Origin of the sequence: Leptolyngbya sp. GGD (genome assembly GCF_026735145.1) — a bacterium.
GTDB classification, from domain to species: domain Bacteria; phylum Cyanobacteriota; class Cyanobacteriia; order Leptolyngbyales; family Leptolyngbyaceae; genus Leptolyngbya; species Leptolyngbya boryana.
This window is the reverse complement of record NZ_JAPQKE010000002.1, coordinates 652540-667099: the sequence shown is the minus strand read 5'-3', so window position 1 is coordinate 667099 and position 14560 is coordinate 652540. Positions and strand designations below refer to the sequence as shown.

Below are 14560 nucleotides of genomic sequence, written 5' to 3'. Positions count from 1 at the left end.
CATGATTGTTTGAAAGTGAGAACTGAGATGCCCCAACAGGATGCCCTGCAATCGATTCTGACCGAGACCAGTTTAGCGATCGCGCCCCTGCGCTCAATCCGAACGCCAGACCAAGCGATCGCGTTTTTTCGGCAACTCGGATTTGAACTTCCAGCCGGGGCGGGAGGCAGTTCACTCACCGCATTAGCGACTCAGGCGGGAGAATTGGTCGAGGCAATTCGACAGTTACTCTCTGCGAGTGGAGAAGGAGCAGTCGCCAGTGCGATCGCGACTGTTTTTGCCAGACTCGGGACGACTGTTGATGCGATCGCTCAATTCAAAAATCAGGTGCAATCATCAGGGGGAGCATCGATTCCTAATATTGATGATTTGCCTCGGCGGCTGACAGATTTTTTGCTCTTAGACTATCTGATGCAGCAGAAGACGCAAGTCCATGAGGCACTGTTATTGTTGGGGCTAATTGAGCATGAACCAACGCCTGCTGCTGGACAAACCATGCGGCGGATTAACTGGGATAGGCTGGGAACGTTTTTTACTGACCCCATTCAGATCGCGAATGCAGTCTACGCTTGGGAGAGCGACTTTGATTCAGATAAGTTTTTAGCTCGGTTGGAGCGATTGATGCGATCGGCATCGCTACCGGGAGGACGATACACTCAATCTGATACCACGCGAACAGTGTTGGGCAATAGTTCAACAACCTTGCAGGATTTGCGGTTTCCACTGTTGCAGAAAGGATTTACAGCAGAGACTTACAGCCAGTTTGGAATTACGATCGCACCTGTCCAGGCGCAAGCAGGTAAGCCAAAAGGCGTGGCACTGTTGCCCTATTTACTCGGAGGAGCAGCGTTTGAGTTTGGGGTGTGCGATCGTGGTGAATTAGTGTTTGAGTCTACAGCCGATATCCAGGGCGTGGGATTGATTGTTCGTCCGCCGCTGAGTGTTGAAGGGATTCTCAATCTGGTTGGAGCTTTTCGCGCCGCCGTTACGATTCGAGAGAAGACCAGTCGTGCAGATGAAATTGTTTTAATCGGTTCGCCCGGAGGTACGCGATTAGCAGTACAAGGATTAGGGGTGTCCTGGTTTGCTCAAAATCCTCGTGGAGAGTTGGATCTGGGCATGGCAGCCGAGATTGGTGCTTTGCGATTGGTCGTGGCTGGGGGCGAAGGAGATGGGTTTCTCCAGCAGATTTTGTCGAGTTTGAATGTGCAGGCGGAAGCGAGTTTAGCCCTGGGCATCACGTTACTTTCAGGGTTTACCTTCCAGGGAGGCGCGAAACTCGCTCTAGAATTAGCTGTGCATTTGGATCTCGGCCCCCTGCAGATTCAGGGATTACGTTTGGCATTAGAACCAGCAGCAGATCGCTTTAAGGTGGAAGCGGGAGCAGTACTGAAGCTCAGCTTGGGACCCTTGCAGGCAGTCGTTGAGAATATTGGGGTGCAGGCGGCGCTGGTGTTCCGGCAAGGGAATTTAGGATCGACGGATTTAGCGATCGACTTTAAGCCTCCCAATGGTGTCGGATTGTCCGTTGATGCTGGCGTGGTGAAGGGTGGCGGGTATTTGTTCTTTGACTTCGATCGAGAGGAATACGCTGGCGCATTGGAATTAGTGTTCAGTGGATTTCTGACGCTTAAAGCGATCGGGTTAATCACGACTAAGATGCCTGATGGCTCAAAGGGATTCTCGCTCTTGATTATCATCACGGCGGAATTTGGGACAGGGTTACAACTAGGCTTTGGATTTACGTTGCTCGGAGTCGGCGGATTGTTAGGACTCAATCGCACGATGCAGTTGCAGCCGCTCGTTGAAGGTGTTCGGACTGGAGCGCTGAATAGCATTTTGTTCCCGCGAGATGTGATTGCTAATGCCCCGCGTATTCTTAGTGACTTACGAACGTTTTTCCCACCGCAGCAAGGTAAATTTTTGATTGGACCAATGGCGAAGCTCGGTTGGGGAACGCCGACGCTGATTTCTCTGTCCTTGGGCATCATTATCGAGATTCCGGGCAACATTGCGATTTTGGGGGTGTTGCGAGTCGCACTGCCGACGGAAGAAGCCGCGTTGCTGGTGTTGCAGGTTAGTTTTATTGGTGCGATCGAGTTTGATAAAAAGCGGATTTACTTCTTTGCCACTCTGTTTGAGTCGCGGATTCTGTTCTTGACGCTTGAAGGGGAAATGGGGCTACTCGTTGCCTATGGCGATGATCCCAACTTTGTCGTCAGTGTGGGCGGGTTCCATCCTCGGTTTAATCCACCCCCCTTGCCGTTCCCCAGTCCGAATCGAATTTCAGTCAATATCTTAAACGAATCGAATGCCCGGATTCGGGTGATGAACTATTTCGCAGTAACCAGCAACACGGTGCAGTTTGGGGCACGTGCGGAATTGTTCTTTGGCTTTAGTGCCTTTAGCGTGGAAGGTCATATTGGCTATGATGCGCTGATTCAGTTTTCGCCTTTTTACTTCATTATTGAAATTTCTGCTTCGGTATCGCTGAAGGTATTCGGAGCAGGCGTGTTCACGATTCGATTGCAGTTTTCTCTCGAAGGGCCAACGCCTTGGCGAGCGAGAGGAACGGGCTATCTCTCGATTCTGTTCTTTGAAATCTCGGCAGACTTTGATATTACCTGGGGTGAGAAAAAGGATACAACGCTGCCCCCTGTGCCTGCGATGCCGATTCTCAAGGCAGAGTTTGAAAAACTGCAAAATTGGCGCGCGATCTTACCGCCCGAAAACAATTTGTTCGTTTCTCTCCGCAAGCTCGATCCGTCTGTAGAACTCGTTTTACATCCAGTCGGTATGCTTCGGATTAGCCAGAAAGCCGTGCCGTTGGATGTGGCGATCGATAAAGTCGGCACTCAAAAAGTGAGCGATGCGAAACGCTTCTCGGTTGAAGTTGCAAGTGGGGGATTAGCCAAGACGGCAGATGTCACAGAACAATTTGCGATCGCACAATTCCAAAATCTAGATGATGCAAGTAAACTGTCTCGCCGCGCCTACGATCCGCTGACGGGCGGACTCGATCTCTCTGCTCCTGGAAAAGCACTGCGCTCTAGTAAACTGGTTCGACGACGAGTGCGCTACGAAGAAATCATCATTGATAGTAACTACAAACGGTTTATCCGCCGCTTCCGCATTTTTAACGGAGTGTTGTTTATACATTTCCTCGGCAGCAATAGCATCAGCCAATCCGTACTATCAAAGGCTTACCGCACTAAACTACAGCCTTTTAAGGACAAAGTTGCTGTTCGAGAAGAAGCGTTTGTTGTGGCATTTCAAGCGAACAATCAAGCCTTTCAAAGTACGGCTCAATTCAACAGTCAGACCCAAGCACTGGCTTATCTGCAACGGCAGGTCAACCAAAACCCTGATTTATACGATCGCTTACATGTGATTCCGCAGCACGAGGTGAACCGATGAGTGATGCCCTTTCTACCTATTCCTTTTTGCCCTGGTTACGGCAGGGCATCGCAAACTATATCCAGTCGGGCAGTTCCAAACTGCGAGCAGAAATCCCCGTGCAGTTGACCCTCAAAGGCGAAGGGATTAGTCCGTCCCCTTTGAGTGATTCTATTAACAAGTCGATTCAAGTTTATGGGCCTGGGGATGTCGTCGGAATTGAGAAACGAGCGATCGTCAAAGTCGAACCGCGTCATTGGATTACGAACTTTGAGCCGAACTATCTACCCTACATTGAGTTCTACGACGAAGATTTTCCCTGGCGCTACACTCCAGCGGCTCCTGATCTTGCTAAGCATCGCCTTACGCCCTGGATCATGCTCGTCGTATTGACAGAATCAGAATTTGAATCGGGGAAGAACATTCAAAATCGACCGCTCTCTTACATTGAGATTGCTCAAGCAGAGACAGTACTTCCTCGATTTGATCAACTCTGGGCGTGGGCGCATGTTCATGTCAATCGAGATCTAGGAGCAACAGGTGAAGGAATGTCATCGACCCAAACCGATGCCTTCTTAGCCAAGTTACAAACGGCGCTCAATGAGAATCCAGACTTTGGCTATTCGCGGATTCTCTGCCCACGCAAGCTTGCTGCTAATACGGCGTATCATGCCTTCTTGATGCCTGTCTTTGAGTCTGGTCGGCTTGCAGGGCTAGGGCTAGATCCAGCAAAAACACCTTCAGTCACAGCCTTTGCCGGAGCAAACTATAGCGGGCGGCTCGATCCCACCGCTTACCCGTACTATCATCGCTGGTATTTTCAGACGGGGAGTCAGGGAGATTTTGAATACTTAGTTCGGCTCTTGCAGCCGAAACCTGTGGATAAAAGCGTTGGTCGGCGAGACTTAGATGTGCAGAGACCCGGTGCTAACCTCCCCGGAATTCTCGATTTAGATGGCATTCTCAAACTCGGTGGAGCGTTACGAGTGCCCTTGGAGAGTTTGAACCCCGAAGAACAAGGAGAAGTGTTGACCTATGAAAACTGGGCACAGCCTTATCCTCACCCGTTTCAGTCGGCATTAGCTTCTTTGATCAACTTGGCGGATGACTATACTGTTCAATCCGCGCTGGATGCAAATCAACAGTTGCCCGTCCCTCCCACAACTCCGATCGAGCTAGAGCCATCGTCTGAACCTGTGCCGGAGACTGAAACAGATGCCGACCCGCTGATTACCCCACCCATCTACGGTCGCTGGCACGCGCTGACTCAACGATTGTTGAGCGATCGAGCATCAAACCCGCTCCCGAACTCAGAGAACTGGGTGCATGAGTTGAACCTCGATCCGCGTCATCGAGTCGCGGCTGGCTTTGGAACAGATGTTGTGCGAACCAATCAAGAAGACTACATGAATGCTGCTTGGGAGCAAGTCGGCGATGTGCTAGAAGCAAACCGACGGATTCGCTGGGCGCAATTAGCAAAAGAAGTGTCTTGGGTTTGGTATGACCGACATTTGCGCCCTTGGCGACAGGTGAGTTTGAACTCTGTACTTGTGTTTACAGCCCCGTTGCATCGTCGAGTCGTCGATCCAGAGCAAGGATTAACAGTTCATCACCAGTTGCAGACAAGTCGAGTCGTGCCTGCGCTGATGTCAACGCCGATGAGAAGAGTATTGCGATCGCGCGGTCGGATCATGAAATCACTGCCTTTCTCTGGAACGATTCAACCGACAACATTGCTCGATCGCGTAAACACAGGAGAAGTTAGCCCTGCTCCACCCAAACAAACGCCTAGTGGAGTTCTCACAGTCGATGAAGTCGCGGACATTGTTGAACCGGATGATATTCCAACCCCGATCAAAGATTTGCTGCGTCGCTTTCCTTGGTTGCCTTTGGTGGTGCTATTGTTGCTCTTTTTGCTCGCAATCCTCGTCTTGGGGCTGAGTGGACCTTTAGTGCTGGTTGCTGCGATCGCGTTTGGGGTGCTGTTCCGGTACTACGATCGCTTACAACGCTGGGCGCAAGGAGTCCAACAGTCGGTTGCGATTCGCGAAGCGGATCAAACCCCCGCATCCGTTGATGAGATTCCCCGCAATCCTAATTTTGAAATTGCAGAACCAGGATCAGAGATTCGACCGAAACTGGGTGATACAGATAGTCCAGAAGCCATCACATTTAAAGCCGCACTCAAAGACAGTTACGAACTGATCGAAGCCAGTCGCGAAGTCGGTCAAACGCCCTACCGAGGATCGGTTAATTTGCCGAACTTAGGAACCACGACTTTCGAGAAAATTAATCCCGAAGTTACGATTCCACGCCGTATAGAATCCACAATCTTCTTTCCAGAACGGCTCAAAGATCTCCTACCGCAACTCGCTGAAACCTTTATCGAGGCAATGGCATATCCAGAGATCGATCTGCCCATGTACAAGCCTTTAGTCAGCATTTCCTCAGAACTGTTCTTACCCAACATCAACAAAATTGAACAAAACAGTATCACGCTGCTCGAAACCAACCAAAAGTTTATCGAAGCTTACATGGTAGGGCTGAATCATGAGTTTGCTCGCGAACTCTTGTGGCGAGAATATCCCACCGATCAGCGCGGGAGCTATTTCCGTCAGTTTTGGGATGTGAGTAGTTTCTTGAATCCTGGCAATCTCAATGATGCAGCACTCAAAGAAAAGCTCCGTGACATTCCTCCGTTACACCGTTGGTCACAGACTTCTAAATTGGGCGATCACGATCACCGAGAAGCTCAGGGTGACAAGGAAGAAGAGGTTGTCCTAGTCATTCGGGGTGAACTACTCAAGAAATATCCTACGGCTGTGATCTATGCTCACAAAGCAGAATGGGCATTGAAGGATGATGGAACGATCGATCTTACGAAAGAACGTCGCCTTGTTTCCCTCAGCGATGCCGAACTTGCCAATCCGCCCCGCACTAAGGTGAAAACGCCGCTATACCAGGCACAAGTATCGCCTGATATTTATTTCTTTGGCTTTGACCTTACGGCTCTAGAGGCGCGAGGGGGTTCGGGAACTGAGCCGGGCGATCAGAACAAAGCAGGCTGGTTTTTTGTGATCAAAGAGCGACCTGGAGAACCACGCTTTGGTCTAGACATTGACCATTCTGGTGCGCCCAATGTTTGGAATCTCTGGAATGACCTCGCGTGGGAAGATGTGCAACCCGCTCCTCCTGGCTCATTTCTGGAGATTAACCGCAGTTTTACGCTGACGGCTCCTAACCCCGGTGCGGATGCCGAAGGACCTGCCCGACTCACTCAGCACAATGAAGATCGCGACATTCGATGGGATATAGATACGAATGCTGCCGATCTGGCTTACATCCTCTATCAAGTTCCGGTTTTAGTTGCAGTTCATGCAGCAGAAATGTTGTCAGCCCCTTAACTGTGAACCCATTCAACCCTTCAGAATCGTCTCTTTTAACAATCACTCAAGGAAGCCCCTATGCCAGAGTTTGAAGATTTTAGAACCGCTCTGAATCAGGCTCGCACCCAGAAGCAGCAGGCTCACTTAGACCTGTTCAAGAGCCAGGAGCGGCAACAGCAAATCCAGGCTGAACTGGATCAACTCGCCCAGATTTTTGATCCACAAAATCAGGAGCATGTGGCTCGGCAACAAAGGCTAAATCGGGCTGCAATCCAAGCTAGAGAAACGGTGCAAGCAAATCAGGAGCGCTACGATCGCAATTTTGAGCTAGAATCTTCAAGCTTTGAGCGGTTCAAAACCTTATTACTTGATCCACGCCAACAGGTAGAACGTCTCTCCGATGACTATCCGATTCTCCTGCTGCCCCTGCGCTTAGAAACTCGCTTCAAAACCATTACGACTAACAATACGACTCGTACAGAACTCTGGGTGCGAGTCTATCCCGATGATTGTGCGATCGACACGTTTGAACCTTTACTATCTCAATCCGAATTAAAAAACGCCCAAACGTATTGGACTCAAAGCTGGCAAGCGGGAGGACGCGAAGATCAAGAGCGAGCGGCTTGGCGCGGGTTAGTCAGCAGTCATGGGTCAGGGCGATCGCGCTGGATTCTCGATCGCTATCGCCCGATGAATCTGGATCAAAAACCAACATTCGACGCTGAAAACACGCCGGCTCTCATCTTGACCATTCCAACCGACAATCTGCCTCCAGAAGCAGACGCACTGAAGGTCTACTGGGAATCGGTATGGCGGCTCAATGGAGAAACTGAACAGACGCGAAATACCTTAAATGGAACAGTCGGCGCAGCGTGGGCGGAAGTTCTCATTCAACAATACATTCCCAATAACTTAAGCGTTACACCTCAGTCTCCCTTAACTAAGGAAAATGCTTTGGTCACTGTGGACTTTGTAGTCTTTCCAAACGCTGAAGATGTCGCAGTCAAACAACTATCCTGGAGTCAGGCTCCCAAAACTACAATTCTGCCTGATTGTTTCGTTCTGATTGGACAAGCTGGCGATATTCGTTTTGAACAAATTGGTCGTCCGATTCCTTCACCCTTAGTTGTCGGCCCCGATCCCAATGCACCTCCAGAACAACAGTTGCGCCAGGAAAATGGCGAACTATTGATCAGTGACGAAATGCGTTGGATGGTCGATTTTGAGCGAGCTGTCGAGTGGGGAATGGGCTTCAAAGTGCCCCTAGATGCTGAGCAGGCACGCAATGGTCTCGATCGCTTAACGGTACTGGGGCTAAAACTCAGTGCAGATGAAAAAGCAGGACAAACCCAACTCGAAACGCTCTTACAGCATCATCACTGGGGACGCAGTGGCTTGAGTATCCTGCCTCAAGGGACACCCACGAACAATACTGATCAGATAGGGGCTGGATTTAGTCGAGCAGAAGATGCTGATGCAAGCTATGACTCCGTGTTTGGCACAACGTCTACTGATGATCCGTTTGCTGAAACCGATATGTTTCGTAAACGAGATGGTCAGTGGTTAGCGGAAGCCCTTGGGATTGATCCGCAGATTTTGAGAACTGTGCCGAATTGCGATCGTACGGATCAAACAGAAGCTCGTGCGATGAATACCGCACTGTGGTCTGCAACCCTGGGCTATAGCCTGGAAACTATGCTGCATCCCGTATTAACAGATAGTGCTGTTGACGATACTCGCTGGTTTTTCAATCGCTTCGTCAGTGGGCGCGGCTCCATTCCTGCTCTACGAATTGGACGACAACCCTACGGAATCTTGCCTACTACTGCTTTTTCGCAAATTCAGTGGGTGTCTCCCGAACGCCTTCCGAAGCTATTAGGAACATCGAAGCTCGAAATTTCTCGCACGTTTTTGAGTCGCTTGTATGAGATTCTTCAGATTATGGATGCTGATTGGGCAGCGCAGGTTGCGAAGGTTTCCTGGGTTGGCAAACCGGGAGATGCTCACAAGACGCTTTTAGATATTGTTGGACTTCATGCTAGCTCTGTAGAATACTACCAGCGCTATGCCGAGAGCTTGCAGCAGTTGTTCAATCGACTCAATTTGCAAGGTGGGCTAGGCGGTCAGTTTTTTGCGGCGTTAATTGCAGCAGGCTATACCCAAAGCGGTCTAGATTTACTCCGAAAACTCGGATATCGCGGTGAGCAGACACCGGATGTATTACAGAAATTTTTCCTCTCCAGCCAAAACCTGATGAAAGGTGCAGTCATTGACGATCGCCCTTTATCAGAAGTCGATCCGATTCGGAGCTATACCGCCGATCGTAAAAACTACATTCAGTGGCTACAAGAAGCAGCATCGACTTCTCTAGAAACATTGCGCCAACAGCAAGGATTTCTCGACAACAAAGCTCCGAATGCCCTCTTATATCTGTTCTTGCGCCATGCGTTGCTCTTGGGTTATTGGGATGTGAGTTGGCGGCTACATCGCGGCGCAGAAGTGCTTTCAGCGAATGAATTAGAGCAACTGCGGCGAGAACCAAATTTTGTGCATGTCAAGACTCAGGCAAATACGAGTGAGAGTCGCTGGCAACTGCTCTATAAGACCGAGGCTCGGATTACGGGAGAAGGCGATCGCACGATCGCAGATTTCATTCCTCAAGCCCTCACGCAATTCGCCTTTGAAACTCGCTATCTCAACGACCAACTTCGCGCACTAGAACACTTAAAAGATGTCCCTACCGCAAGATTAGAGCGCCTCTTTGCTGAACATATCGACTGTTGTACCTATCGACTCGATGCCTGGAAGCTTGGTCTAGTCAATTTTCAATGGATGGAAATGCGGAGTCGGTCTGCACCAACGCCAACGCCAACACCTGCACCTCTTCCTATTCCTCGCTTTCAACAAGAAGCTGTAGCGTCTCAGCCCTCAAATCGTCGAGGTATTTATCTCGGAGCTTACGGCTGGCTCGAAAATATTCGACCTGAAAATAAAGTTCTCACCCCAAAAAACCTAAGTCCAGACCTTGCAAAGATCTTTGATCCCGCACCGGTGCAACAGCCCCCTGTAACGGCTCCTCAGCGGAAAGCGCCAGCCGCGCGGGTCGTTTCTCGATCGACAATTTTGCAAGACAACCAAAATGCTGGCTATATCCATGCACCTTCTCTCAATCATGCTGTGACCGCAGCAGTATTGCGGAATGGCTATCTGTCTACTGCTCAACCCGATCATCGCAAAACTTTAGCAGTAAATCTCTCATCTGAACGAGTACGAGTCGCGCTCGCTGTTCTAGAAGGGATTCGCGAGGGTCAAAGCTTAGGAGCACTACTCGGCTACCAACTAGAGCGAGGATTACACGATCGACATAACATGGCAGAAGTCGATCAATTTATTTTCAAATTACGCAAAGCATTTCCGCTTCGAGCCGATCGACTTTCACCCACTCGTACTGATCCAAACGTGCCGATTGAAGCGATCGAAGCTCGAAACGTCCTAGATGGGCTGAGTTTAGTGAATCACGTTAAACGTCAGACCAATCCTGCCCAACGAGTCTATCCTTTTGGCAAAGCTCTGCCCTCTGCTACTTCTGCTCAAGCGGCTGCGATCAATGCCGAAGTCGATCGACTCCTCAATCTCCATGATGCGGTTGCAGATCTCGCCCTAGCAGAAGGCGTTCACCAAGCGGTACAAGGCAATTACGATCGAGCCGCAGCAACACTAGACACCTATAGCAAGGGAAATTTTCCACCCGAACCCGAAGTTGTGCAAACTCCCCGCAGTGGTATTACGCTCACCCATCGTGTCGGGCTACAATTGCAACCGGGTTTGGATTCTACGACCTCGCCTATCGCTGGTTTGCCGATGACACCTCGCGCTCAGGCAGAACCCGCTTTGAATCATTGGTTAGCTCAGGTCTTACCCGAACCAGAGCGAGTTGCTTGTCGGATTAGCTACCGTCATCCCGTCACGAATGTCGTATCCGCGCCGATTACGGTCACACAGCAAGATCTGGGGTTGCAGCCGATCGATTTGCTTTACCTCAATCAAACTGATAGTCAAGCAGGCATGGGCGAGTTAGACGATCGCTTGCGCCGATGGCTGTTTGATCATCCACCGAGTGGAGCTTTACGACCGGATACAGCTATCACATTGCACTACACAGAACGAATAGAAAACAAAATTAGTTTCTTTGAGGTGTCTGCGCTGCTAAACCATCTGCGATCGCTGATTTTGCGATCGCAACCTCTCAAAGCCAGTGATGTGACTCCTCCGACCAGCACTCAAAGTCAAAGCACTGTCATTGATCAGCGTCCTCGCCTCGAACCGCTCGTCACTTCTCTGCAAAATGAACTCACGAATCAACTTCTGCCATTCCGAAACTTGCTTCAGGGGCTACTAGCCGATTTAGAAGGGAATCGATCGCAAATTCTTAGCCAAATCGATAGCCATTTGAACACCTTTGTAACCCGCATGGCTGCACTCAGCATCTATGGGTTACCGCAAACAGGCTGGGGGCTAGCCTACGATCAGAAACGCCAGATTTTTGAGTCTATCCTTGAGCAAGTGCGATCGCGGGTGAATCTCTGGCAAGAGCGACAGCAGCAGTTCACCTTGCAGTTAGCAGCTTATGATGCACTGCCGCCTGAAACTTCGGATCGCGATCGCATTGATGCCCTGATTGCTCTAGAACGGCTAGTTGCCAGTACACCTAGCTCCACCCTACCTGCTAGCTTAGCGGACTATCGAAGCGCGATCGTGAATCAGTCTACGCTCTTTGCTAATCAACTCAGTAACTTCCAGGCAATTCTAACCACGAGCGAAGTGAATCTCGCACCTCTGCTCAGTAGTCTTCAAGTGTCGATCGCAGACTTCGACGTTTTGCCTCTAGATCTCAGCGTTCCAGAACAGCAAATCATCGCGCTCACCGAAGATCTGCTGCGAATTGTCACAGCCGTTGCCCAAGATATTGTCCTGCGGCTACAAACGATTCAGACCCAATTCACGACCTATGACAACAGCGCCAATCCTGAAACCCGCTTAACTGCTGTTCAAGCTGTTGCTGCTGCTCTGTTCGGCGATGACTTTAAGCTCATTCCTGAATTTACGCTTGCTCCTGACGCTGGCGCGAGTTGGCAAAACGCAATGACAGCTAGCCTCAACCAGGATCTATTCAGTCACCTGAGTGCTGCTGGCATTGACTTCCCCGTCGATGACTGGCTATACGGCATTGCTCGTGTCCGTGAAAAGATGCGCCATTGGGAACAACTTGTTATGCTGAGCGGTGCGTTTGGTAAACCTGAACCCGAACTTCAGCCGATTCAACTCCCTTATCGTTCTGGCGATCCGTGGTTAGGCTTGCAATTTCCTGAAAATTTCCAACTCGGTGAACAGTTAAAAGGCGATCGCTTACTCTATAGCGCCTACTACACTGTGCCATTCAATCCCAATCAGCGCCAATGCGGACTGTTGCTCGATGAATGGACTGAAGTGATTCCGGGTGAGACAGAAACCACCGGAATTGCTTTCCACTACGATCGCCCCAACTGCGAACCGCCCCAAACCTGGTTATTCGTCACACCGCCACGAGCTACGGGCAATTGGCAATGGTCTGACCTGACTGGAGCCTTGATCGAAACCTTAGAGATGGCGAAAAAACGCGCCGTTGAACCCGATCAACTCGACGACACTGCCTATGCCCGATTTCTCCCTGCCACAATCATGGCAGCGACCCTCTACCAGATCTCGATTTCCGCCAACCTTGCTCTCAACAACAAAGTCCATGACTTTCTGCTAAACCGCGACTCATGAACAAATACACCATTGCCAATCTCTCTGAAGCCCTGAGCCGTCGCACCTTTCCCACGATTACCCTATGGAATCGGTTAGAAGGTCGCCCCCGCACTGCAAACTTCGATCGCGCGCTCAAAGCCGAGGTTCGCGATGCCTTGTGGATGCTGACTCGTCAATGGCAGCTTGGAGAATTTCAAGGAGACGATGCGGGTTCACCCGTTTTCGCCAAACTGCACGTTGCGACGACTCGACTGACTCGCTATCAAGCCAAAAATCATCCTCCCACCGACTTTGCCGATCAACATCCCCTAGAAGCCACGGTCGAACGTCGAGCGATCGCTTTAACCCAAGGACAACAACGCCTTTCTCTAGATTTGCGCCTCCTGATGGGGCGGCAATGGCTCAAACTCATTCGCACTCCGCCGTCTGGCACTGACTATCGTTCTGCTTATCAAACCCGATACCCGATCGACTTACCCGATCCAATGAGCCGGACAGATGCCCCGATTTGTGCCGACCTCAACACTTGGCAACAGGCTGCAGCAGTCGCAGGACGACGATTAGATGGCGGTCAGTTGTACCAATATTTAACAACGCCTGCTCCTGCGGGTGAGCCAACGCCTCAAGTTTCTGACGGCATTGCTGTTGCTCCGGGAGACGAGACTTTCCTAGCAGAGCAAGTGGTGAAATTTGTGCAATGGTTTCAGAAGCTCTATGATCAGCCGATCGCAGAAAACGATGCCTGGGATTCTGCACGCTTAGAATATCAATTTGCCTGCTCTGCACCTATTGCAACCAGTGAAACGACCTCTAGAGAACAAGTTCTTGTTGCTGATGAATACTACCAGGGACATCTCGATTGGTACAACTTCGACATTGATCCTGCTGCTGAAAGCCTACTGCCTAAGCCAGAGTCTACTGAACCGCCAGCACGACCTTCAGTTTTACAAACTGATACCCAAACACTGATCCCTAACCCGATTAGCTTTGCCGGAATGCCCAATACGCGCTGGTGGAGCTTTGAAGATCAAAAAACTAACTTTGGAGATATCAAGCCAGATACCACTGACATTGCCAAACTGATGGTGATGGAGTTCGGCTTGGTCTATGCCAATGACTGGTTTTTGATTCCCTATACTTTACCAGTTGGCAGTCTGGCTGAAGTACGTGGGCTAGTTGTCACGAATGTATTTGGAGAACGTACCTGGATCGATCCCTCTGGAGCAGGAACTGATAATGACTGGCAGCGTTGGAGCCTCTTTACGATTAGCCAAAAAGATTCTCCCGACACGCCCTCGATCGTGGGCAAAACTTTGTCAGACCAGCAACCTGCGAGCAATCAATTATTACTCTTGCCAACGGTACCCAAAATTCAAGAAAGCAGTCCGCTAGAGTCAGTCTTGCTCGTCCGCGATGAGATGGCGAATATGGTTTGGGGAGTTGAGAAAACAATTCCGACGGCTAGCGGCATCAGTCAATCTGGCGATGAAGCTGCGATCGCACTTCACAATGTCTATCAACGGCTTCTCGATCAACAACTCGCGGTTGATCCGGTTCCAACTCCTCTCGATCGAGCGAACATTCGGTATCTGGTCATGACCTCAGTCCCCGAAAACTGGATTCCTTTCATCCCCGTGCATCAATCAGGTGACTCTCGCCAGATTCAACTACAACGGGCTGCCCTGCCGCGAATTTTAGCAGGTGATCCCAACCCACCGCTGAAAGTCCGCCCCAGAACCAATCTACTGCGCCCCGGACTCGATCAAAAACAAGCCTACTATATTCATGAAGAAACAGTTCCAAGAGCGGGAGTGCGAGTGACGCAATCTTTCCAACGAACTCGCTGGCGTGATGGTCGGGTAGTGGTTTGGCTAGGCGCACGTAAACAAACTGGACGAGGCGAAGCTTCCAGTGGTCTAGCCTTTGATCGAATCGTTGAAGGACAACCTCCAAGCTAAATGAATCACCAAGGATCGTCAAATCGCATC

General features: G+C 50.3%; 4 protein-coding genes. All 4 read left to right on the top strand.

Annotation, left to right across the window (positions count from 1 at the left end):
* Window positions 1-27 precede the first annotated feature (27 nt).
* The 4 genes from OU814_RS11970 to OU814_RS11955 are packed head-to-tail and all read left to right on the top strand — an operon-like array spanning window position 28 to window position 14530.
* A complete protein-coding gene (locus OU814_RS11970; protein WP_268183049.1) occupies window positions 28-3417 on the top strand; it encodes a DUF6603 domain-containing protein in 3390 nt (1129 codons plus the stop codon).
* Window positions 3414-6800, top strand: a complete 3387-nt coding sequence (locus OU814_RS11965; RefSeq protein ID WP_268183047.1) for a hypothetical protein — start codon at window positions 3414-3416, stop codon at window positions 6798-6800. The genes OU814_RS11970 and OU814_RS11965 overlap by 4 nt, the downstream gene beginning before the upstream one ends.
* Window positions 6801-6860: 60 nt before the next feature.
* On the top strand, window positions 6861-12590 hold the full coding sequence (locus OU814_RS11960; RefSeq protein WP_268183045.1) for a hypothetical protein: 5730 nt from the start codon (window positions 6861-6863) through the stop codon (window positions 12588-12590).
* Window positions 12587-14530, top strand: coding sequence for a hypothetical protein (locus OU814_RS11955; RefSeq protein WP_268183043.1), 1944 nt, complete (start codon window positions 12587-12589; stop codon window positions 14528-14530). Before OU814_RS11960 ends, OU814_RS11955 begins: the two co-directional genes overlap by 4 nt.
* Window positions 14531-14560 lie beyond the last annotated feature (30 nt).

Excerpts from the sequence above, each read along its gene's own strand:
- OU814_RS11970 (WP_268183049.1), top strand. The coding sequence starts at position 28 with ATGCCCCAACAGGATGCCCTGCAATCGATTCTGACCGAGACCAGTTTA.
- OU814_RS11960 (WP_268183045.1), top strand. The coding sequence starts at position 6,861 with ATGCCAGAGTTTGAAGATTTTAGAACCGCTCTGAATCAGGCTCGCACC.
- OU814_RS11955 (WP_268183043.1), top strand. The coding sequence starts at position 12,587 with ATGAACAAATACACCATTGCCAATCTCTCTGAAGCCCTGAGCCGTCGC.
- OU814_RS11965 (WP_268183047.1), top strand. The coding sequence starts at position 3,414 with ATGAGTGATGCCCTTTCTACCTATTCCTTTTTGCCCTGGTTACGGCAG.